The 26,234-nt window shown below is 54.5% G+C and carries 21 protein-coding genes, 1 tRNA gene and 1 pseudogene; 12 read left to right on the top strand and 11 right to left on the bottom strand.

Annotated features, from left to right (window positions below):
* Positions 1–50 precede the first annotated feature (50 nt).
* Together modB and modC are read left to right on the top strand one after the other, a co-directional pair.
* Positions 51–752 carry a molybdate ABC transporter permease subunit gene (modB, locus tag N8E88_RS25830; RefSeq protein WP_262293082.1) on the top strand — a complete coding sequence of 234 codons (702 nt, stop codon included), beginning with the start codon at positions 51–53 and terminating at the stop codon, positions 750–752.
* Positions 749–1,822 (top strand): molybdenum ABC transporter ATP-binding protein, encoded by a 1,074-nt coding sequence (modC, locus tag N8E88_RS25835; RefSeq protein WP_262293083.1) that lies wholly within the window; start codon positions 749–751, stop codon positions 1,820–1,822. The genes modB and modC overlap by 4 nt, the downstream gene beginning before the upstream one ends.
* Here the strand turns inward: modC and N8E88_RS25840 are convergent.
* The 3 genes from N8E88_RS25840 to N8E88_RS25850 all read right to left on the bottom strand — a co-directional run bounded on the left by N8E88_RS25840 (position 1,794) and on the right by N8E88_RS25850 (position 7,234).
* Positions 1,794–2,207 carry a winged helix-turn-helix domain-containing protein gene (locus N8E88_RS25840; protein ID WP_262293084.1) on the bottom strand — a complete coding sequence of 138 codons (414 nt, stop codon included), beginning with the start codon at positions 2,205–2,207 and terminating at the stop codon, positions 1,794–1,796. The two genes, modC and N8E88_RS25840, sit on opposite strands and share 29 nt — an antisense overlap.
* A gap of 150 nt (positions 2,208–2,357) precedes the next feature.
* Entirely contained in the window at positions 2,358–6,155 is a 3,798-nt protein-coding gene (locus N8E88_RS25845) for a vitamin B12-dependent ribonucleotide reductase (protein ID WP_262293085.1), read from the bottom strand.
* 644 nt (positions 6,156–6,799) lie between these two features.
* Positions 6,800–7,234 (bottom strand): NUDIX hydrolase, encoded by a 435-nt coding sequence (locus N8E88_RS25850; protein WP_262293086.1) that lies wholly within the window; start codon positions 7,232–7,234, stop codon positions 6,800–6,802.
* A gap of 273 nt (positions 7,235–7,507) precedes the next feature.
* Here N8E88_RS25850 and N8E88_RS25855 point away from each other — a divergent pair.
* A pseudogene (locus N8E88_RS25855) lies at positions 7,508–8,547 on the top strand (magnesium and cobalt transport protein CorA).
* Positions 8,548–8,552: 5 nt separating this feature from the next.
* Here N8E88_RS25855 and gpt read toward each other — a convergent pair.
* The 4 genes from gpt to N8E88_RS25875 form a co-directional block, all read right to left on the bottom strand.
* Positions 8,553–9,050, bottom strand: a complete 498-nt coding sequence (gene gpt / locus N8E88_RS25860; RefSeq protein WP_114428916.1) for a xanthine phosphoribosyltransferase — start codon at positions 9,048–9,050, stop codon at positions 8,553–8,555.
* Positions 9,051–9,196: 146 nt separating this feature from the next.
* Positions 9,197–10,039 (bottom strand): universal stress protein, encoded by an 843-nt coding sequence (locus N8E88_RS25865; RefSeq protein ID WP_262293087.1) that lies wholly within the window; start codon positions 10,037–10,039, stop codon positions 9,197–9,199.
* Between the two features lie 107 nt (positions 10,040–10,146).
* Positions 10,147–10,896 (bottom strand): competence/damage-inducible protein A, encoded by a 750-nt coding sequence (locus N8E88_RS25870; RefSeq protein ID WP_262295629.1) that lies wholly within the window; start codon positions 10,894–10,896, stop codon positions 10,147–10,149.
* Between the two features lie 141 nt (positions 10,897–11,037).
* Positions 11,038–11,123, bottom strand: a tRNA-Leu gene (locus tag N8E88_RS25875).
* 199 nt (positions 11,124–11,322) lie between these two features.
* On the opposite strand from N8E88_RS25875, the gene N8E88_RS25880 reads away from it, so the two are divergent.
* On the top strand, positions 11,323–12,819 hold the full coding sequence (locus tag N8E88_RS25880) for an ArnT family glycosyltransferase (protein ID WP_262293088.1): 1,497 nt from the start codon (positions 11,323–11,325) through the stop codon (positions 12,817–12,819).
* A 16-nt stretch (positions 12,820–12,835) separates the two neighbouring features.
* Here the strand turns inward: N8E88_RS25880 and N8E88_RS25885 are convergent, their stop codons facing one another.
* From N8E88_RS25885 to N8E88_RS25895, 3 genes are all read right to left on the bottom strand, one after another.
* On the bottom strand, positions 12,836–14,338 hold the full coding sequence (locus N8E88_RS25885) for a tripartite tricarboxylate transporter permease (protein WP_262293089.1): 1,503 nt from the start codon (positions 14,336–14,338) through the stop codon (positions 12,836–12,838).
* A 9-nt stretch (positions 14,339–14,347) separates the two neighbouring features.
* Positions 14,348–14,809: a tripartite tricarboxylate transporter TctB family protein gene (locus N8E88_RS25890; RefSeq protein ID WP_262293090.1), complete on the bottom strand. Its 462-nt coding sequence runs from the start codon at positions 14,807–14,809 to the stop codon at positions 14,348–14,350.
* A 71-nt stretch (positions 14,810–14,880) separates the two neighbouring features.
* Positions 14,881–15,858, bottom strand: coding sequence for a tripartite tricarboxylate transporter substrate binding protein BugD (locus N8E88_RS25895; protein ID WP_262293091.1), 978 nt, complete (start codon positions 15,856–15,858; stop codon positions 14,881–14,883).
* A gap of 239 nt (positions 15,859–16,097) precedes the next feature.
* Here N8E88_RS25895 and ade point away from each other — a divergent pair, with 239 nt between their 5' ends.
* Genes ade through N8E88_RS25915 form a run of 4 tightly spaced genes read left to right on the top strand, consistent with a single transcriptional unit; the run spans position 16,098 to position 20,246 of the window.
* Positions 16,098–17,903 carry an adenine deaminase gene (gene ade / locus N8E88_RS25900; RefSeq protein ID WP_262293092.1) on the top strand — a complete coding sequence of 602 codons (1,806 nt, stop codon included), beginning with the start codon at positions 16,098–16,100 and terminating at the stop codon, positions 17,901–17,903.
* Positions 17,900–19,159 (top strand): threonine ammonia-lyase IlvA, encoded by a 1,260-nt coding sequence (gene ilvA / locus N8E88_RS25905; RefSeq protein WP_262293093.1) that lies wholly within the window; start codon positions 17,900–17,902, stop codon positions 19,157–19,159. Before ade ends, ilvA begins: the two co-directional genes overlap by 4 nt.
* Positions 19,160–19,167: 8 nt before the next feature.
* A complete protein-coding gene (locus N8E88_RS25910; protein WP_262293094.1) occupies positions 19,168–19,713 on the top strand; it encodes a DUF1697 domain-containing protein in 546 nt (181 codons plus the stop codon).
* Positions 19,710–20,246, top strand: a complete 537-nt coding sequence (locus N8E88_RS25915) for a DUF1697 domain-containing protein (protein ID WP_262293095.1) — start codon at positions 19,710–19,712, stop codon at positions 20,244–20,246. The genes N8E88_RS25910 and N8E88_RS25915 overlap by 4 nt, the downstream gene beginning before the upstream one ends.
* On the opposite strand, the gene N8E88_RS25920 is transcribed toward N8E88_RS25915, so the two are convergent.
* Positions 20,222–21,646, bottom strand: coding sequence for an aminotransferase-like domain-containing protein (locus tag N8E88_RS25920; protein ID WP_262293096.1), 1,425 nt, complete (start codon positions 21,644–21,646; stop codon positions 20,222–20,224). The two genes, N8E88_RS25915 and N8E88_RS25920, sit on opposite strands and share 25 nt — an antisense overlap.
* Positions 21,647–21,759: 113 nt before the next feature.
* On the opposite strand from N8E88_RS25920, the gene N8E88_RS25925 reads away from it, so the two are divergent.
* The 4 genes from N8E88_RS25925 to N8E88_RS25940 all read left to right on the top strand — a co-directional run bounded on the left by N8E88_RS25925 (position 21,760) and on the right by N8E88_RS25940 (position 26,233).
* Entirely contained in the window at positions 21,760–22,626 is an 867-nt protein-coding gene (locus N8E88_RS25925; protein WP_262293097.1) for a DMT family transporter, read from the top strand.
* Between the two features lie 326 nt (positions 22,627–22,952).
* A complete protein-coding gene (locus N8E88_RS25930) occupies positions 22,953–24,284 on the top strand; it encodes a DEAD/DEAH box helicase (RefSeq protein WP_262295630.1) in 1,332 nt (443 codons plus the stop codon).
* A gap of 168 nt (positions 24,285–24,452) precedes the next feature.
* A complete protein-coding gene (locus tag N8E88_RS25935) occupies positions 24,453–25,487 on the top strand; it encodes a cysteine synthase A (protein ID WP_262293098.1) in 1,035 nt (344 codons plus the stop codon).
* On the top strand, positions 25,487–26,233 hold the full coding sequence (locus N8E88_RS25940) for an alanyl-tRNA editing protein (protein WP_262293099.1): 747 nt from the start codon (positions 25,487–25,489) through the stop codon (positions 26,231–26,233). The genes N8E88_RS25935 and N8E88_RS25940 overlap by 1 nt, the downstream gene beginning before the upstream one ends.
* Position 26,234: the final 1 nt, after the last annotated feature.

The following is a 26,234-nucleotide window of genomic DNA, read 5'->3' on the forward strand; positions in this document are numbered from 1 at the left end:
TCTGGTGCTGCGGGAGACTTACTACAGAACATGAGGCGGGGCTGACATTCGTGGACTGGTTCTCACTGAGCAATGAAGAATGGACTGCGGTCCACCTTAGCCTTCGAATCGCGTTCGTCGCGATGCTTACAAGTCTGCCTCTCGGCATTCTCGTTGGTCTGCTGCTGGCTCGAGGAAAGTTCTGGGGCAAGTCCATCCTCAATGGCTTAATCCATCTCCCGTTGATTTTACCTCCTGTCGTCACCGGCTTTATTCTACTCATACTCTTTGGTCGACGTGGCCCGATCGGAGCGTTTCTGGCCGAGCATTTTGGTATTGTACTATCGTTCCGCTGGACGGGCGCAGCATTGGCCTGCGGGGTGATGGGTTTTCCATTGATGGTTCGCAGTATCCGGCTATCTGTAGAAGCAGTGGACCGGAAGCTTGAAGATGCCGCCGGTACGCTCGGTGCAAGTCCGCTATGGGTATTCGCGACGGTCACCTTGCCGCTCATCCTGCCAGGCATCATCGCCGGCATGATTCTTTCCTTTGCCAAGGCAATGGGCGAATTTGGTGCGACGATAACGTTCGTTTCCAATATCCCCGGAGAAACCCAGACGCTTTCGGCTGCAATTTACACCTTCACACAGGTGCCGGGTGGCGATGCGGGTGCCTTTCGCTTGACCATCATATCAGTCATCATCTCCATGGCTGCTTTAATGGCTTCGGAATTCATGGGCTACCTTGTCGGACGCAGGGTAGACATCGAATGACCCTGACTTTTGAAGCAAAACACGCGCTTGGAAAATTCGTACTTGATGCCGCCTTCACGTCCGACCGCGGTGTCACGGCGTTGTTTGGACGTTCAGGTTCGGGAAAAACATCGATCATCCGCATCCTTGCGGGCCTTTCACCGCCGGACCAGGGCAGGGTCGTTTTTGACGGCGACGTACTGGTTGATACGAAGAAGGGAATATTCGTTCCCAAACACAAGCGCTGTTTCGGATATGTGTTTCAGGAAGGGCGGCTCTTTCCCCATCTGACAGTTCAGCAGAATCTCAACTACGGCCGCTGGTTTACTCCGAAATCACGACGCTCGGACGATTTGTCGAAGGTTATCGATCTTCTTGGTATTGGCGCTATTCTGGACAGGCGTCCGGGCAAACTATCAGGCGGAGAAAAGCAGCGCGTCGCGATCGGCCGTGCCTTGTTGTCGTCGCCACGCATGCTCCTTATGGACGAACCGCTAGCGGCGCTCGACGATACAAGGAAGATCGAAATCCTTCCCTATCTCGAAGCTCTGCGCGATGAAATGAGTATCCCGATCATTTATGTGAGCCACTCGGTTTCAGAAGTGGCACGTCTTGCCGATCGTGTCATTGTTATGAGCGAAGGCAAGGTGGCAATGGCCGGCGCCGCAGCCGATGTCTTGAGCCACACCTCAATTTCAATCACAACCGATCGCCGCGAAGCGGGTTCATTGGTGGAGGGGAAGGTCCTAAATTACGATCCGATGCACAAGCTAACGACCATCGGGTTCAAAACATCCAAAATTTATGTTTCAGGCACAGAAGTCGCCGTGGGGAAAAGCGTTCGAGTCCATATCCTTGCCAAGGATGTAATGCTTTCGACGATTCGCCCTGAACAGCTAAGTGCGCTCAATATTCTCGAAGGGACAGTGAGCGCAATCACCTTCGAGTCGGGCATAGCTGATGTTCAAGTCGATTGCCAGGGAACGACAATCTTGGCCCGCATTACTGAGTTATCCTGCGGAAGGCTTGATCTGCGGCCGGGCATGCTCGTCTTTGCGATTATCAAGACCGTCGCGTTGGAGCCCCACTGATATCGGCCTCGGATGCCGAGGACACGCTGTGGCTGCGATTCGCATCGAGCCAAGCAATATCTGACGCAACAGCGGTTTCGATTTTCTGTTCCATGGTGCGAAAGCGGCTGAGCAATTTCTCGCCGAATTCGGTGACCACAGCGCCGCCGCCTCGTTTGCCGCCGCGCTGAGAATCCACGACCGGCTGTGAAAACATCGCGTTCATCGCACTGACCAGAAGCCAGGCGCGACGGTACGACATATCCATGGCACGACCAGCGGCTGAAATGGAGCCCGTTTCACGAATATGCTCAAGCAATTGCATCTTCCCACGACCGATTTTCTCATTGTGAGGAAAATCGATTCGCAAAATCGTTCTCAAAGCGCTTTTTGAAGATAGACCCATTGTCGTGACCGCACCGTTGGACTGTCGCATTTATCTATAGCAATGTACACGATGATCTAAACGCTAAGAAATGAACTGAGCGATATCGAACTCTCGATATCGCTCAGGGATTTGTCCGCCGCTATTGGGTGGGAGTTTACTTATCGGGACTCAACTGCACCCGGAAGTATTGCCGCAGGTGTCACACTTCAAGCACGTTCCATTACGGACCATCGTGAAGTTCGAGCACTCCGAGCAACTGTCGCCGGTATAGCCCTGCATCATCGATTTGATGCGGCGATCCGACATCACCTTCTTTGCTTCGGCTTTAGCTTCTTCGGCTGCGGCCTCTGCATCAGTGTCCTCGAACAGGGCAGAGGCGGGAGTTGCATCTGGCTGATCCTTGGCACGCTCTTCATAGTCGCGCTTGAAGGCCGCCGATTCCTGGCTGACCACTGCAATCGTTGGTTTCACAGCGGTCGCAGTTACAGTGCGGCTGGCGAGGGTCGTGACATTTGATGACGCAGTTGCCTTCGGCGCGTTGACGGCGCCTGTTCCCCCTGCGCTGCTAAAACCCTTGGGATCAGCCTTGTTCGGCGAAACCACCTTCAGCGAAGCACCGCGTGTCAGACCCTTGGAGACTGGTTCCGCCTTGCCTTCGGAAATACCGCGGCCAAGCGAGGTATTGGAGAAGTCGGACTGGTCTACGTGGGCAAGATCATGGCGGTCAAGATAGGAGACAGCGAGCTCGCGGAAGAGATAATCGAGGATCGATGTAGCATTCTTGATTGCATCATTACCCTGAACCATGCCAGCAGGTTCGAACTTCGTGAAGGTGAAGGCCTCCACATATTCCTCCAGCGGCACGCCATATTGCAACCCCAGCGAGATGGCGATGGCGAAGTTGTTCATCATTGCCCGGAAGGCGGCGCCTTCCTTGTGCATGTCGATGAAAATTTCGCCGAGACGGCCATCGTCGAACTCACCCGTCCGCAGATAGACCTTGTGACCGCCAACGACTGCCTTCTGGGTATAACCCTTGCGGCGGTTCGGCAACTTCTCACGATCATGGACATAGCGTTCGACAATACGCTCTACGATCTTTTCTGTGACCTGAACGGCACGGGCGGCTGCTGGCGCTTCGATCAGCGCCTCGATTGCATCGTCTTCATCCTCGTCATCATCGGCGAGCAACGAAGAATTCAGCGGCTGTGAGAGCTTGGATCCATCGCGGTAGAGCGCATTGGCTTTCAGTGCCAACTTCCAGGAGAGCATATAAGCGGACTTGCAATCCTCGACAGTTGCTTCGTTCGCCATATTGATGGTCTTGGAGATCGCGCCGGAGATGAAGGGCTGGGCCGCAGCCATCATTCGGATGTGGCTGTCGACGGAAAGATAACGCTTGCCGATCTTGCCGCAAGGATTGGCGCAATCGAAAACCGGGTAGTGCTCTTCCTTGAGGAAGGGAGCACCTTCAAGTGTCATCGCGCCGCAAATGTGGATGTTGGCGGCTTCGATTTCCTTCTTGGAGAAGCCGAGTGCCGGCAATATCTCGAAGGAGATGTCATTAAGCTGCTCGTCGGTGAAGCCGAGGACATTCTTCGCAAAGTCTTCGCCAATCGTCCACTTGTTAACTGCGAATTTGATGTCAAAAGCCGACTTCAAGGCCGTGTTGAGCGTGGCAATGATCTCGTCGGTGAAGCCTTTGGCTTTCAGCGAACCGGGGTTGATGCCGGGTGCCTGGTTGAGATTGCCATGACCAACAGCGTAAGCTTCGATCTCTGCGATCTGGCTTTCCGAGTAGCCCAAGGTGCGCAGAGCTTCAGGCACGGCACGATTGATGATCTTGAAGTAGCCGCCACCAGCCAGCTTCTTGAATTTGACCAGCGCAAAGTCCGGCTCGATGCCAGTTGTGTCGCAGTCCATGACCAAGCCGATCGTGCCGGTCGGCGCGATAACTGTCGCTTGCGCGTTACGGTAGCCATGCTTTTCGCCAAGCTTCAGTGCCTTGTCCCATGCTGCCTTTGCGTGCGTGATCAGATCCTGATCCGGGCAGTCAGCCGCAATCAAAGCCACAGGATTTACAGCGAGGCCTTCATAGCCCTGATTTTCGCCATGCGCGGCGCGGCGATGGTTGCGGATGACGCGCAGCATGTTGGCAGCATTCGGGGCATAGCCATTGAACGCACCAAGCTCCTTGGCCATCTCGGCGGATGTTGCATAGGCGGTGCCGGTCATGATCGCAGTGAGTGCACCGCCGATCGCACGGCCTTCGGCGCTGTCATAGGGGATACCCGAAGTCATCAGCAGGCCGCCAATATTGGCGTAACCCAGACCGAGCGTTCGGTATTCGTAGGAGAGCTTGGCGATTTCCTTGGAGGGGAATTGCGCCATCATCACCGAAATCTCGAGTACGATCGTCCACAGACGAGCGGAATGCTCAAAGCCGGCAACATCGATCTTGCCGTCCTTGCCGCGATATGTCAGGAGGTTGATCGAGGCCAGATTGCAAGCCGTATCGTCCAGGAACATATATTCCGAGCATGGATTGGATGCGCGGATCGGACCAGCAGCAGGGCAGGTGTGCCAATCATTCATCGTGGTGTTGAAGTGAAGCCCCGGATCAGCAGACGCCCATGCTGCATAACCAATCTTTTCCCAAAGATCGCGCGCCTTCAACGTCTTCATTACCCTGCCGTCCTTGCGGGCGGTCAGGTTCCAGTTGCCGTCATTTTCGACAGCGCGCAGGAACTCGTCCTTGAGCGAAACGGAATTATTGGAGTTCTGACCGGCTACCGTCAGATAGGCTTCCGAGTCCCAGTCGGTGTCATAGGTCTTGAAGTCGATATCCGTGTAGCCTTGCTTGGCAAACTGGATTACGCGCTGGATATAATTCTCTGGAACCTGATTTTTCTTGGCAGCCTTGATTTCACGCTTCAGCGCCGGATTTTTGGTTGGCTCGTAGCAGTCGCCATTGTCGGCTTCGCAATTGACGCAAGCCTTCATGATGGCGGCGAGGTGCTGCTTGACGATCTTGGAACCAGTGACGAGAGCTGCAACCTTCTGCTCTTCCTTTACCTTCCAATCGATATATTCCTCGATATCAGGGTGGTCCACGTCAACGACGACCATCTTGGCCGCACGGCGTGTTGTGCCGCCCGACTTTATAGCGCCGGCAGCGCGGTCACCAATTTTGAGGAAGGACATGAGGCCGGAGGAACGACCGCCACCAGACAGTTTTTCGCCTTCGCCGCGAAGGAAGGAAAAGTTTGAACCTGTGCCGGAACCATATTTGAACAGGCGTGCTTCGCGAACCCAAAGGTCCATGATGCCGCCTTCATTGACCAGATCGTCCGCGACAGACTGGATGAAGCAAGCATGCGGTTGCGGATGTTCATAAGAAGATTTGGACTTGGTCAGCTTGCCGGTGTCCGGATCGACATAATAGTGGCCCTGACCGGGACCATCGATACCATAGGCCCAGTGCAAGCCTGTATTGAACCATTGCGGCGAATTAGGCGCAACGCGCTGGGTGGCGAGCATGTAGGCAAGTTCGTCACGGAAGGCGAGGGCATCGGCTTCGCTATCGAAATACTTGCCCTTCCAACCCCAATAGGTCCAGGTGCCGGCGAGACGATCGAAGACTTGGCGCGCATCCATCTCGGAGCCGTAGCGTTCTTCAACAGGCAACGCAGCCAAAGCATCGTCATCGGCAACCGAGCGCCACAACCAAGATGGAACCGAGTTTTCCTCAACCTTCTTCAGCTTGGCAGGCACACCAGCCTTACGGAAATACTTCTGTGCGAGGATATCGGCCGCCACCTGACTGAACTGGGCCGGAACATCGATATTCTCCAAACGGAACACGACAGATCCGTCCGGGTTTTTGATCTCACTCGTGGCTACGCGAAAGTCGATTTCCGCATAGGCTGATTGATTCTCTTTGGTAAAACGCCGTTCGATCCGCATGTTTCTCGTCCTCGTCTCTATATATAGTATCCATCAGGCGCCGTGTGAAGAGCTGTGCGTGAATGGACACAATTCCGCCCTAACCGATTCCAAATGGCTGAAACCGGCTGCTACACCTTCGCCCTTATCGACGCGGTTCCCCGCGTCATTTCCGGGCTTGGTGGCCCTTATTTTTGACGCCTGTTGTGTGATTCTGACCCCTTAAGGACTGTCACACTATCTGGTAAACATTCTGCCTGTAAACACTAAATATAGTGTTAATTGGCCATTTACCCAACAAAATAATCGACTTGTGCGCAGGCGTTTTTTCCGACCAGACGTGATCCATCCCTTGCACGCGCGATAGAGTGCAAGCTCTGGTAAACACTGGGTAAACTGGAAAAAAGCCGGTTACAGACACTCCGGTCACGCCACTAACGCAACGCCGTTCACCATAAAAAATGACTCGCATGCAAGCGTCAAGTCATAGTTTTTTACATAATTGTGACCGCAATATCTTGTGTGTCACATATGTGGATAACGGGGAGAAACCTAAAGAAATTTTCGCCAGCTAGCGGCGTGCAAAATCTCTGGGGAAAGGCCACCACACTGGAAAAACAAAGAAGTTGAGTTGAGATGGAAGTGCATTGTAAGCGTCGCGACGCTTAGTGATCGGCTAAAGCCCCAAGATCAAAGCTTGCAAGAAGGCTTTTCAACCCGAGTTCTTCCACGCGCTGGCCAGCCTCGTCGATGCTGACCCAATCGAGCCGGCGTTCGCCGCGCTCAGGCCAGTTCTTCTCTTGGTGCGAAAAATGCATAGGAAAAACGTCAACGACGAAATCGCCGCATTCACCATCACATACATCATGTTTTTCGTATGTGTATGTACCGATGGAAAAGGGTGCCATATCGCCGCGCACACCGGCCTCTTCATACGCCTCCCTTTGCGCAGACTGGGCGAACGTCTTGCCAACCTGCGGCCACCCCTTGGGCAGCACCCAGCGGCCCGTTCCGCGACTCGTGATCAACAATATTTCAGATCGTTTTTTCTTCAGACGGTAAACGAGCGCAGCGACCTGACAAATCCTGCCATCCGGCATTTCGATCCGCTTGTCCGTTACGATTTCGTTTTGATAGGTTACGTTCAATATTCCGCTCATTCCAGCTTGTTTTCAGCAAGTGTGAACCGATTCGAATAATGTGCAATCGTTCTCTAGCTACGGTTTGCTGCATATATGCGACTTATGACATTTTTTGAACAGCAGTGCAAAAAAAGCACACCCGACTGGAACGTGTACCGCCAACGCCCGACTAACGGATAACTGGAAAGGTTGGACCACAAGGGATAACGTGTGCGAAAAGTGGGAGGGACAATGACATCTTCCAGACCGTCGTTTGAAGACGCTCCGCCTTTCGGTGCTACAAATTCACCAGAGGATGAAAACGTCAGTGTCGTAGCGTCATGTGTCTACGCCAACGGCCAACGCATAGCAGACATCTCGATCGATGAAGCTGGAATGTGGGCTCATAAGGAAGGGCACGTCGTCTGGATCGGGTTGTTAGAGCCGGACGGGGAAGTTCTGCATCGGGTTCAAAAGCAATTCGGCCTGCATAGCTTGGCTATTGAGGATGCGGAACACGCTCATCAGCGTCCAAGCTCGAGCAATACGGCGATGCGATTTTTATCGTCGCGCGAACAGCACAACTGATCGACGGCCGTGTCGAGTTTGGTGAAACGCATGTTTTCCTTGGCAAGGGATATATTGTGAGTGTTCGTCATGGAGCCTCGACGTCTTATGCGGCCGTCCGCAAACATTGGGAGACGTCACCTTATGCGCTTGCGAAAGGTGAAGATTTCATCCTCTACGCAATCCTGGATTTTATAGTCGACAACTACATGCCGGTGCTGGAAGCGATTCATGATGAAGTGGAATCGATCGAGGATCGCGTACTGGCGAAACCTATGACCAGCAGCGATATCGAGCGTCTGTATATGCTGCGCCGTGATCTTTTACGCCTGCGCAATGCGATTGGACCGCTTGTCGATGTATGCGGACGACTAAGCAATACAGAGCTGCCCCAGATCCAGACAGCGATGCAGCCGCATTTCAGAGACGTCACTGATCACGTCCGCACCGTTCAGGAAAAGATCGATGGTTTGCGTGAGGTTTTGGCCTTTGCCTTCGAAGCGAGTCTACTCGTTGGCCAAAGTCAGGAAACGGTCATTTCCAAGCGCTTGGCCTCTTGGGCGGCGATATTGGCGGTACCGACAGCTATCGCCGGCATTTACGGCATGAATTTCAAGCACATGCCGGAGCTCGATTCTCCCAATGGGTACTACTGGGTGTTGGGAGCGATCGGACTTGTGTGCTTGACGCTATTCTGGCGGTTCCGGAAGAGCGGCTGGCTTTAGAACGTTTATCCGCCATGGCCCTTGGTAATCGGTTCCTGGTAGGTCAGGCCCATGTCCCACGGGAAATAGATCCACGTATCCTGTGAGACTTCCGTTACGAACGTGTCGATGAGCGGGCGCCCCTTGGGTTTGGCATAAACGGTGGCAAAATGCGCTTTGGGCATCATTGCGCGCACGATGGCAGCGGTCTTACCTGTATCGGTCAGGTCGTCAACGACCAGAATGCCTTCGCCTTCGTTCTCCAGAAGCCGTGGATCGACATTCTTCAGGACCTTGAGTTCGCCTTGCTCGTCATAGTCGTGGTAGGAGGCAATGCATACCGTCTCGATCATGCGGATGCCAAGCTCGCGACAGATGATGGCAGCCGGGACCAATCCACCACGCGTAATTGCGACCATGGCGCGCCATTCACGCTGCATGCCGGCAACGCGCCAGGCCAAGGCGCGGGCATCCCTATGGAACTGGTCCCAGGAGACCGGAAAAGCTTTGTCGGGAAGGGACATGGCGCGCACTCCATCAGAAAAATGCAATGTAGCGGAAAATCCGCCAGGAATGCATCTCGCAATAGCGGTAAAAGCAAGCCGCTGGCAAGCCGCTTGCGTTGTCCGCGATCCGTTCCGACAAGAAAAGTGTGGTTATGGCGGCCTGTTCAGCGCGACATCAATGTCAAGCAGGGCATATCGGCCATTATAGAGCTGGTTACACCACCGAAGACCCATTCCTTTAATCGGGACTGGCTATAAGCGCCCATCACGAACAATGACGCATTGTTTTCCGCAATCCAGCGTCGCAGTACCTTGTCGGCAGATTCAGAGTTCGAATTGATCGTGTGGGGATGGACATTCACCCCATGGCGGCGAAGTGCGTCAGAAAGCGGTGTGCCGGGGATATCGACGTTCGGATCGTTGGATTTCTTGGGATCGACCCAGACGATATCGACACTTTGAGCCTTGAGCAGCAAGGGGAGTGAATCGAATGCGGCGCGCGATGCTTCGCGCTTGCCATTGAATGCAACGACGACACGATCGATCTTTTCCGGCAGCTTCGTTTTGTAAGGGACAAACAGAACAGGTCGGCCGCTTTCCATGACGAGTGGGTCGGTGACGTCGTTGACGCTATCTGGATCATCAGGATCAGGTTGACCGGCGATGATGATGTCGGCCCGGAGGGCGCTTTGCGTAACACCGGCGGACGGGCTGCTGCTTTCGGATCGTACGATGCGGAACTCATGCGAGATGGTTCCAGTGGCCATCTCCGCCGCAAAAAGAGCCGAAATCGCTTCGGAGTTTTCCTTATGGCGCTGTTCATGGGCTTCGAACAATGTCGTGTCGGCAAAACCCGTGGGATCGGCATAAACAATCGGGGAGGGTATCGTATAGAGGCCGATAATATGCGTGCGCTCGCTCGACGAAGCGATCAACCTGGCGGCGTTTATAACCCTCTTTGCCTCACGCTCGCTGCGAATGAAAGCGATGATCGTCCGAAATGCCATGTTAGCCTCCATAGGTTGTTCATCCTTGAACCTATTGGGCAACATTATACGCCTTCCACGCAATAGTTGCTTTGTATTTTGAACAACATGCGTGGTTCAAGGGCAGCTTATGGTGCTGATTGAGAAGCGATATTTGCAACCATCTCCTTGACGGCTGATTCAGCCGCGAGAAGTTTTTCTTCTTCGCGCGCCCTGATAACCAGTTCTGTCGAGAATTTGCCGTTTTCGTATTTGGGATAAGAACCGATGATCGTATCTGGATGAGTGGCCTGGATATTTCGCAGCGGAACGGCAATAGCACCTTCGCCAAATGGGCAGTTCACTGAGCGAGACAGCAGCTTCTGGCCCACCCTTAATGTTGGAATCACATTGTCGACCATAGCCTGAAAAACGGAGGGGACGCCTGCCATCACGTAGACATTGCCAATATGGAAACCGGGTGCTGTCGAAACAGGATTGGCGATGTGCGCCGAGCCGCGTGGCATCCGCGCCATGCGCTGGCGGCTTTCGGTGAATTCGATCCCGCGCGACGCATAATTATCGCCCATGAGTTTCATCGCTGCCGCGTCGTGTTCACAAGGCACATCAAACGCTTTTGCAACTGCATCAGCCGTTATATCGTCGTGCGTTGGTCCGATCCCGCCAGACGTAAACACGTACTCATAGCGTTCCCGCAGGGCATTCAGCGCTTCGACAATACGATCCTCGTCGTCGGGAACGATACGAACTTCTTCAAGATCGATACCGATGGCTGTAAGAATATCAGCCAGGTGACCTATGTTCTTGTCCTTTGTCCGGCCTGACAGCAACTCGTCGCCGATCGCCAGCATGGCTGCGGTCACAACTTCATCAGTCATAAAAAATCTCCTAGCGGGAAGGCGACCGTAATTCTCCAACCGGCTAGCCGCAAGCCATTTCGGTCAGGAAACGCGAAGGAGCACGTTCAGGTCGAGCGCATTGCAAAATCAGCATCCAACTGCCGTAGAAATCGCTCGCGCTGGTGCGGACGGCGGGACTTGAACCCGCATGACCTATGGCCGACAGATTTTAAGTCTGTTGTGTCTACCGATTTCACCACGTCCGCGCGCAAATGCTTTTCGACGGTTCGGGCGGTTCCGTCAACGCTCTTTTACAGCGGGATGCCTTATTCGTTTGGAAAACGCTGCTTTTAGGCTGTTCCGTTATCAGCTCAAACTAAGGTTTTACGACTAAAGTATCATCTTCGGTGGATTTGGGCTGCGACCTGGACTAGAACGCGAGGTCTTCGAAGCAAAGAAATCGCTATGTCCGCTGTTCCATTTCAATTTCCGCTCGCAAATTTGACGAAAGTAGCGTCGCGAAATCCGGCACTCTTGCTGGTTCTTCTCTATTTTGCGTTTCAGGTCTTTTTTCTGACGACGATTTCGAATGGCGCGGGAGTGGATGACGCGGAGCAATTAGCCTATGTCGGTGCTCTGCAATGGGGATATGGCGGGTCGCAGGCGCCGCTTTATACATGGATAAACAGCATCGCTGGAAATCTCCTCGGAATCAGCATGTTTACCATTTATCTCGTCAAGTTCGGTATGCTTGCAAGTTCATTCATCAGTGTTTATTTCGGTGCACGTCTGCTCGGCCTGTCTAAATCGGTAGCTGCTGCTGGCATGCTAGGCATATTCCTGCTGCCTCAAATCGCGTGGGAATCGCAACGGACACTGACTCACTCGGTAGGGGGGACCACTGGCTGCGCATGGGCATTCCTTGCGTTCGCCTGGCATATGAAATCTCGTTCCTGGCATTCTGCTGCACTGCTGGGGCTTGGCATCGCTTCGGGCCTGCTCGGAAAATTCAACGCGAGTTTCTTCCTTATCGGGCTCATTTTGGCTGGTTTTTCCATTCCTGAATATCGAACCGTTCTTTTGATGCGGAAGAGCATTCTGGTGCCACTTGTATTCATTGCGGCCGTAGCGCCTACAGGCTTGTGGACGCTTTCGCATACAGAGAACCTTCTGGCGCGGTCACATAAATTCGAAATAGGTGAGGGCGGTAATTTCGTTATCAGTCGTCTTCACGGCGAGTGGAAGCTGTTTCTCAATGGCGTTCTCTTTTCGGGAATAGCGCTGGTTTTCTTTGCAATCGCCTGGTGGCGAAGCAGGGCAGAACAGATATTCTCGCCTCGTCCTTGGAATGACGCCGAAAAATTCGTGGGCCGAACCTTGCTGTTTGCGCTGGCGGCTGTTTTTGTCGGTGTCCTCATCAGCGGTGCTGCCGAGGTGAAAGATCGCTGGCTCCAACCGGTTCTGTTCTTGAGTCCGCTCTATCTGGCAACGCTTTTGGGGCGCTATATCCGAACCGACTTGCCGTTGAAACGCTTCGCGATTGTCGGTGCGATCTGCGGCCTTATCGTAATTCCAGGATTGGCGGTCAATATTCTATATGCTCGTGATGGTAAGGCGCCGTCTATTGGCCAGCTGGACTACGCGAAGCTTTTCGCCGTGACGCGCGCCGTGGGCACTTACCAGACCGTTGTGTCAAATGGTCCGCAATTGCCGGGAAATCTGCGTCTTCTCGATAATTCAATCATTCCGGTGCATCTGGAAATGCCGAATGCCGTGTCACGCATCCGCTTTCCCGCACTTTTTGTCTGGTTCGGCGATGGGATGAACCCGGCTGTTTTAAGTTTGCTGAACGGCGCCGGTATCGCTGCGCCGCCAGCAGACGTAAAGCAGGTGGATCTCACGTACAAATATTATCCCGATCAATCAGCACGCGTGAGCTATTTCATCGTTCCGGCAAAGTAGGGCCGCTTTTAATGCTCTAGTCCTCGACAAAAACCTCATCGCGCTTCTTACGGATGCTTGGCAGCAGCACGACCACGAGAACGGCTGCTGCGAGTAACAAGAGCCCGAGACTGATAGGGCGATTGAGGAAGGTCATGGGATCGCCGCGCGACATGATCATGGCCCGGCGAAGATGCTCTTCCAAAAGCGGTCCAAGCACAAAGCCGAGTAGCAGGGGTGCCGGTTCGCAGCGGAGTTTTGCCAGCCCGTAACCGATGAGACCGAAGAAGGCGACAGCATATAGATCGAACACATTCGAATTGACGCTGTAAACGCCGATTGAACAGAAGGCGATGATGGCGGGAAACAACATGTAATAGGGAATGGTCAACAGCTTAACCCAAAGTCCGATCAGCGGCAGATTAAGCAGAATCAACATGAGATTGCCGATCCACATGGAGGCGATGATTCCCCAGAACAAGGCTGGCTGTTCTGTAGCAACGTTCGGACCAGGGACGATACCTTGAATGATCATGGCGCCGATCATCAAGGCCATCACCGGATTGGCCGGAATGCCAAGTGTCAGCATGGGGATGAACGATGTCTGCGCGCCGGCATTGTTGGCTGATTCAGGGCCCGCCACCCCGGCGACGGCACCTTTGCCAAATTCGCCAGGCGTATTCGAGATCCGTTTTTCGACCGTATAGGATGCGAAGGAGGCAAGAATTGCCCCGCCGCCGGGCAATATGCCGAGGGCAGAGCCAATTGCCGTTCCACGCAAGATCGGTGCGGTCATCTCCTTCCAATCCTGTCGCGTGGGCAAGAGGTTGGTAACCTTTTTGATCATCACATCGCGGTCATGCTCGTTTTCAAGGTTACGCAGAATTTCGGCAATGCCGAACACGCCGACTGCAAGCGCAACAAAATTCAACCCATCAGACAATTCGAGAATTCCGAGATTGAATCGAGGCGTACCGGTATAAATGTCTGTCCCGACGAGCCCGAGAAGCAGGCCAAGAACCACCATGCCGAGTGCCTTGATCACCGAACCATGGGCGAGTGCGACGGACGAAACGAGGCCGACGATCATAAGCGAGAAATATTCCGGTGACCCGAATCTCAAAGCAACAGCTGTCAACGGCGGAGCAAACACGGCAACCAGTATGGTCGACACCGTTCCGGCAAAGAACGAACCTATCGCTGCGATTGCAAGTGCGGCTCCTGCGCGACCCTTGCGCGCCATCTGATAGCCATCGATAGCAGTGACAGCAGACGAGGATTCCCCGGGCATGTTGATGAGAATAGCTGTAGTTGAGCCGCCATATTGTGCGCCGTAGTAGATGCCCGCCAGCATGATGAGTGACGAGACTGGTTCGAGTTGAAAGGTAATTGGCAGGAGCATGGCGATCGTCGCAGTCGCACCGATACCCGGAAGCACCCCGATAAGCGTGCCGAGGATGACCCCGGTGAAGCAGAACAAAAGGTTGTAGGGCGAAGCTGCAGTTGCAAATCCGAGTTCGAGATTGTTAAGAAGATCCATATCGCGGCCTCACTGCCCCAGCCAAGGGCCAAAACGCCGGAAGGGCAGGCCGAGCGCATAACTGAATACGATTACAGAGAATAAGGTCAGGCCGCCCACCAGGAGGAGCGCGGTTCCGGGGCGCATCTTCGTACTCGCAAAAGCCGCAACCAGTCCCGTCAGAAACAGTGATGGGACGAAGCCTAGCCCACGGACGGTGAGGCCAAACAAGATCGGTGCTGGCAAAATGAATAGCATACCGCGCCATGCAATTGGGCCCATTGGTTCATGCTGTAGCTGAGTACCCTGAATGACGACGATAATGCCAAGAAGGATAAGGACGCCAGCCAATACGAACGGGAAATAACCTGGTCCCATGCGGAGTGCAGTGCCAACTTCAAGGCCATATGCCTGTATGGCAAAGAAAAGGCCTATGAGTATGAACAGCACGCCGCAGATCAAATCGCGTAAACTAAAACTAAGATCTTTCATATGTTCCCTGTCGCCGTTTGACGCTACATAAAAGGGCCAGAAGCGCTCTCCCACTCCCGGCCCACAATCGACTAATCAGCGTATTGACCGGCCGCTTCAATGACCGGCTTCCAGCGGGTCACTTCGCTTTCAAGCTTCGTCTTCAGCCCTGCAGGTGTTGCTTCAGCATCAGTTGACGGCACTGTACCCAGTTCAGCAAATCGAGCGATGATGCTCGGGTCTTTCAATGCTTTTTGCAGAGATGCCGAAAGCTTCTGCGTTACCTCTTCAGGGGTTCCTTTTGGTGCGTAAATGCCGTGCCAGATACCCACCTGCATGCCCGGCAGGCCAGCTTCGGCGACTGTTGGAAGATCGGGAAGGGCATCGAGTCTCTTGGCCGATGTCACTCCATAGGCTTTGATCGTACCGCCTTTGATCTGTTTGGTTGTATTGGTGGTCTGGTCGCACATCAAATCCACCTGACCACCGAGGAGATCTGTCATGGCAGGACCGGTGCCTTTGTAAGGTACAGTTGTCAGCGGCGTTTTGATCTCACTCATGAACAACATCCCGCAAAGATGGGAGGCTGCGCCAATACCGGCATTCGCAAGGGTAATCTTGTCAGCATTTGCCTTGACGAATTCAACAAGGCCTTTGAGATCAGTCGGCTCGAAATCCTTCTTTGCCACAATGGTCATCGGAACATCTGTGACAAGCCCCACATATTCGAAGGCGTTGAGCGTGTCATAGGGCAGCTTGCGATATAGCGTGGCGCTGGTTGCCATGCCAATGTGGTGTAGCAACAGCGTGTATCCATCCGGGTCGGCCTTCGCGACCTGGGAGGCCCCTAGTGTGCCGCCCGCTCCGCCGACATTTTCCACGATGATTTGCTGACCGAGGTCCCTTGACATGCTTTCGGCGACAAGTCTGGTAACGGTATCGGTCGGACCACCCGCCGCGAACGGCACGACCATGGTGATACTGCGTTCGGGATAACCCTGTGCAAATGCGCTACCCGAGATGAGGGCAATGGCAGCTGTGGCGGCCAGTGAAGTAAAGAGTTTGAGCATTAAATTTCCTCCCAGAACAACGCTTGTGAATTGCCGCAGTCAGCCAACATTTCTCCCCGGTCATTGGCAACTCCGTTTTCGACGCGGCGCATGAGACCTATCGGACGCAACGATGGTGGTTCTGTCAAGCAATTCATGGATTTCTCCGAATTTTTTGAGAATTCCACTGTGAACAGGGCAGTCACGTTGTTTTTTGGTATATGCATATGCCAAGAGATCAGGCGATCGGAGTGATGACGATGAGCAAACAGGCAGCCAAACCAGCGATATGGACGGAATCAGCGCCGTTGCTCGTGGATGTTGCAATGGGCCGTAAACATGCGGATCTGGTTGTCCGCAACGGTCGTCTGGTAAGCGTCTATTCCGGAGAAATTATAGCTGGTATCGATCTTGCCATCGTAGCCGGGCGTTTTGCCTTTGTCGGGCAAGGAGCGGAGCACTGCATCGGGCCGAAGACGAAGGTCGTTGACGCGGGTGGACGTTATCTGGTGCCTGGTCTGTGCGACGCGCATATGCACGTCGAAAGCGGCATGGTCACGGTGACTGAGTTTACGCGCGCCGTCATTCCTCATGGTACTACGTCGATGTTCATCGATCCGCACGAAATTGCCAATGTGTTGGGGCTCGATGGCGTCCGCCTGATGCATGACGAGGCGCTTGCCATGCCGATCAATGTGCATGTGCAGATGCCGAGTTGCGTTCCATCGGCACCGGGGTTGGAGAATGCAGGTGCCTCCATAAGCCCGGACGACGTTGCCGAAGCGATGACGTGGCCCAATATCATCGGTCTCGGCGAGGTGATGAACTTTCCCGGAGTTGCCAACAACGATGCAACCATGCGGGGTGGCATTGACGCCACCGTAAGGGCCGGAAAGACTGTTGGGGGGCATTTTGCATCGCCTGAGCTTGGACGAGCCTTTCATGGATATGTTGCAGGTGGTCCTGAAGATGATCACGAGGGTACCCGTATTGAGGACGCCATTGCCCGTGTGCGCCAAGGCATGCGGGCTATGCTGCGTCTTGGATCGGCGTGGTATGATGTTGCCCGCCAGATCAAAGCGGTTACGGAACAGGGCCTCGATCCGCGCAATTTTATACTGTGTACTGATGACAGTCATTCCGGCACGCTTGTGAACGAAGGTCATATGGACCGTGTTGTGCGTCACGCCATAGCCCAGGGGCTGAAACCTGTGACGGCGATCCAGATGGCGACCCTCAATACAGCGCAGCATTTTCGGCTGGAGCGCGAGATCGGCTCAATCACACCGGGAAGACTTGCAGATTTCCTTATCGTGTCAGACTTGTCAAATCTGACGATCGACCGCGTTTATGCGCGTGGCGTACTTGTGGCGGAGAAAGGTAAGCTCATCGCTGACATTCCTGCCTACAACTATCCAGCATTTGCCAAGAATACGATCAAGCTCGGCAAGAAGTTGAAGGCCGGGGATTTCGATATCAAGTCCCCGAAACCCGCAAAGCAGATTACCGCGCGTGTGATCGGCGTCATTGAAAATCAGGCGCCGACGAAAGCACTGGAAGCGGAGTTGTCAGTCGCCGACGGCATCGTCCAGATGGATCGGCGCAATGATGTCTCCCAAATCGCTCTCGTCGAGAGGCATCGTGGAACGGGGAAGGTAGTTAACGGCTTTGTCTCCGGCTTTGGCTATACGCTTGATTGTGCCATGGCCTCAACCGTCGCCCACGATAGCCACCACATGATTGTCGTTGGCACAAACAAAGAGGATATGGCCAAAGCTGCCAATAGGCTTGGCGAAGTTGGCGGCGGTGTGGTGCTGTTTTCCAAGGGCCGAGAACTTGCCATGGTGGAAATGCCGATCGCTGGCCTGATGTCTGATCAGCGCGCCGAAATCGTCGCAGCAAAGGCGGATAAACTCGTCAACGCTATGCGCGCGATGGGCTGTACTCTCAACAACGCCTATATGCAGCATTCGCTGCTGGCGCTGGTGGTCATTCCGGAATTGCGTATATCTGATGTCGGGATTATCGATGTCCGGACATTCGAGAAGGTTGACCTGTTCCTATGACTGCATTCATCAAGGCCGTGGATCGCGCAACGGAAAAAATGCGCGTGCTATTTCCCGAAACACCACTGCAACTCAACCATTATCTCTCCCACAAATACGGCGCGCAGATCTGGCTCAAGCGCGAAGACCTGTCGCCTGTACGATCCTATAAGATCAGGGGCGCTTTCAATTTCATCTCTCATTATTTGAGTGAGCACAAGTCGGAGGATTCGTCCTTCGTTTGTGCCTCGGCTGGAAACCACGCGCAGGGTTTTGCCTTCATCTGCCGGCATTTTGGCAAAAAGGGTGTCGTCTTCATGCCGGTGACGACGCCGCAACAAAAGATCGACAAGACGCGCAGTTTTGGCGGCGAGTTCATCGAAATTCGTCTGTTCGGAGATATTTTCGATCAATGTTACGCTGCCGCGCAGGACTATGCTGCGACAAGCGGGGCAATTATGGTTCCGCCTTTCGACCACATGGATATCATCACTGGGCAAGCGACCGTGGCGCATGAAATCGCTACTCAGCTGCCGGACAAGCGCAGGCCCGACCTGATGATCTTGCCTGTTGGGGGTGGCGGGCTTTCCGGCGGTGTTACACGCTATCTTGCCGATCTCGGCTGGGAGACCCGCTTCCGCTTCGTTGAACCAGCCGGTGCGCCGAGCCTGAAACGCAGTCTCGAAGCAGGCAAACGTATCAGACTCGACACCGTGGACAATTTCGTCGACGGCGCCGCAGTTGCGGAGATCGGCCGTGAAAACTTCAAGTTGCTCAAAGGTTTCACGGCAGACTCTGTGACTTTGATTCCAGAAAACCGCCTGAGCTCGACTATCCTCGAGATGCTCAACATCGAAGGCATCGTTGTTGAGCCCGCGGGCGCGCTCGCCATCGATGCGCTCAAGGATTTCAAGAAGAGCGATATCAAAAACAAAAGGATCGTTCTGGTTATATCAGGCAGCAATTTCGATTTTGAACGCCTGCCGGAGCTGAAGGAGCGGTCCCTGCGTTACGAAGGACTGAAGAAGTATTTTATCTTCAGGTTTCCCCAGCGGCCAGGCGCTTTGCGGTCGTTTCTTGACCTTTTGGGACCGGACGATGACGTTGCGCGCTTCGAATATCTCAAGAAGTCCGCGCGTAATTTCGGTTCCGTCCTGATCGGCATCGAGACCAAGAACAAGCTTAATTTCGACGTGCTGTTCAAACGTTTCGATGAGGCAGGTTGGGCATATCAGGACATTACCGATAATGAGACCATTGCCGGATTGATTATCTGAGGAGGCAAATGACCAGCTGGATAATCCTGTTTCGCGGTGTCGGCGGTAATACGTTGCTCCCCGTGCAGCCATTGAAAGTGGCATTGGCCGAGGAAGGTTTTGAGTCGGTCGTAACCTATATCAACACCGGCAATGTAGTTCTCACCTCAAATGATAGGCCAAAGCGTATCGTCAAGCGTGTGGCTACGGTCGCACTGGAGCATTTTGGCTTCTCCAAGCACATCATGATCGTTAGCAGGGCGGAATGGGCCAATCTTATTACCCAAAATCCATTCCCGCTGGCTGTGAGTGAACCGGCCAAACTTCATGCCTATGTTCTGGAGCGGACACCTGATGCAGAGGCGGTGAAGGCGCTGGAGCAAAAAGCGACAGGGCCGGAGCAGTTCGAGATAAGGGGAAGGGTGCTGTATTATTACGCGCCGCAAGGTGTTTCCAATGCAAGGCTGCATCCTAAGATTGAAAAAACATTGAAAGTTGCAGCTACAGCGAGAAACTGGAATACAGTGATCAAGCTGGCCCATTTGGCTAAGCAAATGGCGGGGGATGCAAGGTGACTATCTATATTGTGCTGTTTCGCGGCATCAATGTTGGCGGCAACAAAAAAGTTAAGATGGAAACACTGCGGGGCATGCTTGTCGAGGCGGGCTTCGAGGGTGTGAAAACCTATGTACAGAGCGGCAACGTCGTTCTCAGGTCCAACAAGACGGCGCGCCAGATTGCCGAGACAATTGGGGGCATTTTTTTGAAAACGTTCAGTTTCGAATCGCGTGTCTCCATTCGTAACATTGATGAATGGAACTGTATGATCGCGAAGAACCCTTATCCCCAAGCGCAGGAAAATCCAAAGTCACTTCATGCCGTCATTCTTGACGACGATCCGACTGACACCGCGCTTGAAAATTTTGCCAGTAAGGCGAGTGAAACCGAAAGTTTTACGGTCAGGAACCGCGCTCTCTACCTCTATACGCCCGACGGTTTCGGCACTTCAAAACTTGCGCTGGCGCTCGACAAGGTGCTGAAAGTGCCGCTCACCGCGCGTAACTGGCGAACTGTCCTGGCTCTTCAAAAACTGGCAGAAGCAGTCTGATCGGCAATCAGCCTTTCCAGCACTGTGAAAATACGCGGGTCGTTGCACTGCGCTACATTGAAGCGCATGTAGGAAGATGCGGCCTGTGATTGGCTGAACACGTTGCCTGGCGCGAAAATGATCCCTTCCGCCAGTCCATGGTGCGCGATTTTTGCGGCGTCCACACCTACCGGCAGCTTGCACCACAGAAACATGCCGCCGCGCGATTCAATCCAGGGAACCAGGCCGAGCGGCTTCAACTTGGCTATTGCGTCACCCATGCTCTTTGCAAGTTGCGTGCGCAGGCCGTCCAGGTGCTTCCGATAGCTTCCATCCTTCAGCATGAACAGTACGAGTTCTGCACCCAGGCGTCCGCCGCCAAAGGATGTAGCGATGCGCAAATCCACCAGCCCCTCAATCCAGTCGTGTCGCGCTGCCACGAAACCGCAGCGAACAGATGCCGATAGCGATTTGGAGAAGCTGCCGATATGCACGACCCGGTCGAACCCATCGAACGCAGCGAGGCGAGGTGCTGGTTCATGTTCGAAATCGGCAAAAATATCATCTTCGATGATTGTCAGGCCGTGCTGTTCCGCAAGCTTGAGCAGCCGATGGGCGACGACCGGCGAAAGCACTGCGCCAGTTGGGTTATGCAAGGCGGAATTGGTAATGTAGAGGCGAGGCTGGTGTTCCGAAAGCGCTTCCGCAAATCGATCGAGGTCGGGACCGTTTGGCGTGTAAGGCACCCCGATCACCTTGGCGCGATGCGCCTTGAGCAAGGCGTGGAAATTGAAATAACACGGGTCATCCACGATGACGGCGTCACCCGGCTCAATGAGGAAACGGCAAAGAAGATCGATTGCCTGCGTGCCCGACTCCGTCAACATGATCTGGTCGGGCACCACCTCGATGCCATGTCCTGTCATGCGGCGCGCAAGGAGTTGGCGCAATGGTTTCAACCCTAACGGCGAGGCATAGTCGGTGAGGGAGGACTCGTCCGCCCTTGCCACGGCGCGCAAGGCGCGCCGAATTCCGGCTTCAGGCATCCACGAGGAGGGCAGCCAACCACAACCGGGCTTTGCCATGCTGTCATTTGCATCGAGCGATGTGCGCGACACCCAAAGTGGATCAATGGCATGGTCCAGCCGCGGCCCGATTTCAGCCAGTGCCAAAGGCGGCAGATGACCGGTGACATAAAAGCCCGAGCTGCGTCGGGACAAGATGACGCCTTCGGCCACGAGCCGGTCATACGCCTCGACGATTGTCGATTTCGATACCGACAACGTCTCGGCAAAACTGCGTATCGAGGGGAGTTTTGCTCCCGGCGTGAGTGCCCGCCCGGCTATACGTTGACGGACTTCGTGCATCACGCGATTGACCAGCGTACCGCCTTCGAGCTTGAGTTCAACGGTTTTGTCCATCTGTACTGCTTGCCATCCCATGACAGTTTGCGCGTATTGTACTGTACCGTATCTGGAAAATCCACTGCATGGGGTTGATACAGCCTACGATGTGATCGCACGGCAGGGAAAATATGGACAACAAGATAACAAGCGGCTGGATTAACGGATTTATCGGCGTACTTATTTTCAGTGGGTCGTTGCCGGCGACGCGAGCGGCTGTTGCCGGATTCGATCCCATCTTCCTGACCGGTGCTCGTGCTACGATTGCGGCTGCGCTGGCGCTTACCTTGCTATTAGCTTTCCGGGAAAAGCGCCCGATGAGGACTGATCTTGGCCCGTTGTTCGTAACTGCCATGGGTGTTGTCGTCGGCTTTCCGCTTCTGACCGCACTGGCGCTACGCCATATCACGTCGGCTCATTCCATTGTGTTCATCGGGCTTCTGCCGCTTGCAACCGCCATTTTTGGTGTATTGCGCGGCGGCGAACGCATGCGTCCCATGTTCTGGCTGTTTTCCTGTGCGGGCAGCCTGCTTGTTGCTGGATTTGCATTGACGCAGAATTTCGCGGCATCGCTAACCGGCGATCTTTTGATGTTCGCGGCCATTGTCGTTTGCGGTCTCGGCTACGCGGAAGGTGCCCAGTTGTCGCGAAAATTGGGGGGCTGGCAGGTGATCTGCTGGGCGCTGGTCCTTTCGTTGCCAGTCATGCTACCCCTGACCCTCTATGTTTTTCCGTCGGATTTGAACAGCATCAATCAGCCCGCCTGGATAGGCCTTTTCTATGTCTCGCTGTTCTCGATGTTGATAGGTTTCATCTTCTGGTATCGCGGGCTGGCTCAGGGTGGAATTGCGGCTGTCGGTCAGTTGCAGTTGCTGCAGCCCTTCTTTGGTCTGGTTCTCGCCGCTACACTGCTGCATGAATCCATCAGCTGGCCGATGATTGCCGTCACCATTGCAGTGATATTATGCGTGGCGGGCGCCAAACGCTTCGCCAGATAGCTGGTCCTTTTGCGCCGCACAATAAAATCGTTTGCTTTTTGGCACAAGAAGGCCCATATGCCGGTCAGGCGCTTGGACCGGGCAATCCGGTCTTCCGATTGAGGACTTCGTGGCGTCTGAGACCCATCCGCATGACGCGGTGGGCACGGCTGCGCAAGTCGCATGAACCCAAGCCATTGGCACAGGGTTCCTCGCGTCTCGTCGTTTATCCCAAAATTATTGCACGCAGGTTGCGCCCTGTGATGCGTTGTGTGGCCCGCGGATTCCGCGCCGGCCAATGAAAGAAGATTGAATTGGAAACTATTGAAACAAACGGCTTTGCCGCCATGGGTCTGAATGCCATCCTGCTCAAAGCAGTCGAGGCAGCCGGAATGGCTACTCCAAAGCCCATCCAGGCACAGGCCATCCCGGCACAGCTCGCCGGTCAGGACATCCTTGGTATCGCCCAAACAGGCTCCGGCAAGACAGCGGCTTTCGCCCTGCCGATCCTGCAGAAAATCCTCACGATCGGTGACAAACGCAAGGGCAAGACTGCCCGTGCGCTCATCCTTGCTCCAACGCGCGAACTTGCCGTACAGATCGAAGAAACGTTCCGTACATTGGCAAAAGGCGCGCATATTTCGACTGCACTCGTTCTTGGTGGCGTCTCGCGCATTGCCCAGATCAACAAGATGCAGGGCGGCGTTGATGTCTTGATCGCAACACCGGGTCGTTTGACCGACCTTGTGCGTGACAACCGCGTCGACCTATCGGAGACGCGCTGGCTCGTGCTCGATGAAGCTGATCGCATGCTCGATATGGGCTTCATCAACGATGTAAAGCGCATTGCCAAGGGCACGCATCGTGATCGCCAGACAGCTTTGTTTTCGGCAACGATGCCACAGGAAGTTGCCACACTGGCGGCGAGCCTGTTGCGCAATCCCGTTCGTGTCGAAGTTGCGCCGCAGGGTACAACAGCCGCCGAAATCAAGCAGGTCGTGCACATGATCCCGACGAAGCAGAAGAAGCAGGTTCTATCTGCCATGCTCAAGGATGAGGACTTGTCGTCGGTTATCGTCTTTACCCGGACCAAGCATGGCGCTGACGCCGTTACACGCGTTCTGGAGAAAGACGGCTATAACGTTGCGGCCATTCACGGCAACAAGTCGCAAAATGCCCGCCAGCGCGCATTGAACGGCTTCAAGGATGGTTCCGTGCGCATTCTGGTCGCAACGGATATCGCTGCGCGAGGCATCGATGTCGTCGGCATCAGCCACGTGATCAATTTCGATCTGCCGGACGAGCCAGAGAGCTATGTCCACCGGATCGGCCGTACGGGCCGGAATGGCGCATCCGGTAAGGCGATCACGCTTTATGATCCGGCGGAAGAGGCTTCCAAGTTCAAGGCTGTCGAACGCGTTACGCGCATGCGTCTGCCAATGGCGGATTCGCCGATCGACCTTTCGACCCTGCCTGCTCGTGCTGCCAACAGCGATCAGCGACCGCCACGTCGCGAAGGCGGTAACGGTGCGCCTGGCAAGAAGCCGCACCACGGCCAGTCTGCTGGCAAGCCGCGTGAACCACGCGGTGAAAAGGTATGGAGCAATGATGCGGGTGGTCCGGCACAGAAGCGTCCATTCCGCCGGAACAAAAAAGGCTTTGGCGCAAGGGCTGCTTAACAGCTTCTGTTGACGTATTATCGGGCCGCCGGCACATCGTGTCGGCGGTCTTTTCATATGTGTCTTTGAAATAAATATCCGCATATCGTCTGGTTTGAAAAATTCTATGCTTGAACGGTTTGATCGAGGCAAATAGGTTCAAGCCACGCAGAATGAAGGACTTGGCCTATGTATGATTCAGTGATCGACACCATCGGAAACACGCCGCTCATTCGTCTCAAGAAGGCTTCCGACCTCACTGGCTGCGAGATTTACGGCAAGGCCGAATTCTTGAATCCGGGCCAGTCCGTCAAGGATCGCGCAGCGCTCTATATAATCCGCGATGCCGAGGAACGCGGATTTCTAAGGCGAGGTGGTGTGATCGTCGAGGGTACTGCGGGTAACACGGGTATCGGGCTTACCATGGTTGCCAAGACGCTTGGCTACCGCACTGTCATCGTTATTCCCGAAACCCAGAGCCAGGAAAAGAAAGATGCTCTCCGTCTTCTGGGTGCCGAGTTGGTCGAAGTGCCCGCCGTTCCCTACAGAAACCCAAACAACTATGTAAAAGTTTCCGGCCGTCTTGCGGAGCAGATGGCAAAAACGGAGCCGAATGGCGCCGTCTGGGCGAACCAGTTCGATAATGTCGCCAATCGTCAGGCGCATGTGGAAACGACGGCACAAGAGATATGGCGCGATACGAATGGCAAGGTGGATGGATTTATCTGCGCGGTGGGCTCTGGCGGCACGCTGGCCGGGGTAGCGCAGGGACTTAAGGCAAGAGACGCGAACATCAAGATCGGACTCGCGGATCCACTGGGTGCGGCACTGTTTTCCTATTACACCACCGGCGAGTTCAAATCCGAAGGGAACTCGATCACCGAAGGCATTGGGCAGGGCCGTGTCACGGCCAATCTTGAAGGATTTACGCCAGACTTTTCCTATCAGATCCCGGATGCTGAAGCGCTCGAGATTGTCTTCGATCTCGTCGAGGAAGAAGGGCTATGTTTGGGGGGGTCGTCGGGGATCAATATTGCCGGTGCGATCCGCATGGCGCGGGATATGGGGCCGGACAAGATTATCGTGACGGTGCTGTGCGACTACGGCAATCGCTATCAGTCCAAAATGTTCAATCCGGAGTTCTTGCGTTCCAAGGACTTGCCCGTTCCGGCATGGATGGAAGCAAAGGTAAATATATCCGTTCCCTTCGAGAATGCATCCTGATGGCATACGATACGGCTATCCTTTTTCGCGACGATTCTTATCTTAACGCAATCGATGCGACAGTATTGGCGATAAACGAGCGGAGCGGCATCCTGACCGACCAGACCGTGTTCTACGCCACTTCGGGCGGCCAACTCGGCGACACTGGTGTTTTTGTTCGTGCTGATGGTTCAACGATCGCCATCGCCGCAACGGTTACGGGTGAGACCAAGGAAGAAATCATCCACGTACCGGCGCCCGACCAACCCGTTCCGGCCATCGGTGAAAAGCTGACCCTGCGCCTCGATTGGGACAGGCGCTACAAGCTGATGCGAATGCATACGGCCTGCCATCTACTCAGCGTCGTTTGCCCGTTTCCGATCACAGGCGCGGCGGTCAGCGAAGACGATAGCCGCGTTGACTTCGATCTGCCGGACGCGGGTGTGACCAAGGAAAGCATTACCCAGAAGATGATGGACCTGGTGAACGCCAATCACCGGATCTTCACCCGCTGGATCACCGACGATGAACTCGCTGCAGATCCCGGCCTGATCAAGTCCAAGAACGTAAGGCCGCCAACAGGGACGGGGCGTATCAGGCTGGTTTGCATTGGCGAAAATGCCTCCGTGGATTCGCAGCCGTGCGGCGGCACGCATGTCGCGACGACCGGTGAAGTTGGCGCGATCCACATTGGAAAAATCGAAAAGAAAGGCAAGGAAAACAGGCGGTTCCGCATCCGCTTTGGTCCTTTGCCGGAGGGAGTATGAA

Source organism: Phyllobacterium zundukense (assembly GCF_025452195.1).
Lineage (GTDB): Bacteria > Pseudomonadota > Alphaproteobacteria > Rhizobiales > Rhizobiaceae > Phyllobacterium > Phyllobacterium zundukense_A.

Bases quoted from the DNA above. Each gene is read 5' to 3' on its own strand.
- N8E88_RS25865 (WP_262293087.1), bottom strand. From the start codon at position 10,039: ATGGCATTTCGGACGATCATCGCTTTCATTCGCAGCGAGCGTGAGGCA.
- N8E88_RS25920 (WP_262293096.1), bottom strand. From the start codon at position 21,646: ATGGACAAAACCGTTGAACTCAAGCTCGAAGGCGGTACGCTGGTCAAT.
- N8E88_RS25880 (WP_262293088.1), top strand. From the start codon at position 11,323: ATGTCCGCTGTTCCATTTCAATTTCCGCTCGCAAATTTGACGAAAGTA.
- N8E88_RS25840 (WP_262293084.1), bottom strand. From the start codon at position 2,207: ATGGGTCTATCTTCAAAAAGCGCTTTGAGAACGATTTTGCGAATCGAT.
- N8E88_RS25845 (WP_262293085.1), bottom strand. From the start codon at position 6,155: ATGCGGATCGAACGGCGTTTTACCAAAGAGAATCAATCAGCCTATGCG.
- N8E88_RS25910 (WP_262293094.1), top strand. From the start codon at position 19,168: ATGACCAGCTGGATAATCCTGTTTCGCGGTGTCGGCGGTAATACGTTG.
- N8E88_RS25850 (WP_262293086.1), bottom strand. From the start codon at position 7,234: ATGCCGGATGGCAGGATTTGTCAGGTCGCTGCGCTCGTTTACCGTCTG.
- N8E88_RS25885 (WP_262293089.1), bottom strand. From the start codon at position 14,338: ATGGATCTTCTTAACAATCTCGAACTCGGATTTGCAACTGCAGCTTCG.
- N8E88_RS25890 (WP_262293090.1), bottom strand. From the start codon at position 14,809: ATGAAAGATCTTAGTTTTAGTTTACGCGATTTGATCTGCGGCGTGCTG.
- ade (WP_262293092.1), top strand. From the start codon at position 16,098: ATGAGCAAACAGGCAGCCAAACCAGCGATATGGACGGAATCAGCGCCG.
- N8E88_RS25870 (WP_262295629.1), bottom strand. From the start codon at position 10,896: ATGACTGATGAAGTTGTGACCGCAGCCATGCTGGCGATCGGCGACGAG.
- N8E88_RS25940 (WP_262293099.1), top strand. From the start codon at position 25,487: ATGGCATACGATACGGCTATCCTTTTTCGCGACGATTCTTATCTTAAC.
- N8E88_RS25935 (WP_262293098.1), top strand. From the start codon at position 24,453: ATGTATGATTCAGTGATCGACACCATCGGAAACACGCCGCTCATTCGT.
- N8E88_RS25930 (WP_262295630.1), top strand. From the start codon at position 22,953: ATGGGTCTGAATGCCATCCTGCTCAAAGCAGTCGAGGCAGCCGGAATG.
- N8E88_RS25895 (WP_262293091.1), bottom strand. From the start codon at position 15,858: ATGCTCAAACTCTTTACTTCACTGGCCGCCACAGCTGCCATTGCCCTC.
- N8E88_RS25925 (WP_262293097.1), top strand. From the start codon at position 21,760: ATGGACAACAAGATAACAAGCGGCTGGATTAACGGATTTATCGGCGTA.
- ilvA (WP_262293093.1), top strand. From the start codon at position 17,900: ATGACTGCATTCATCAAGGCCGTGGATCGCGCAACGGAAAAAATGCGC.
- modC (WP_262293083.1), top strand. From the start codon at position 749: ATGACCCTGACTTTTGAAGCAAAACACGCGCTTGGAAAATTCGTACTT.
- gpt (WP_114428916.1), bottom strand. From the start codon at position 9,050: ATGTCCCTTCCCGACAAAGCTTTTCCGGTCTCCTGGGACCAGTTCCAT.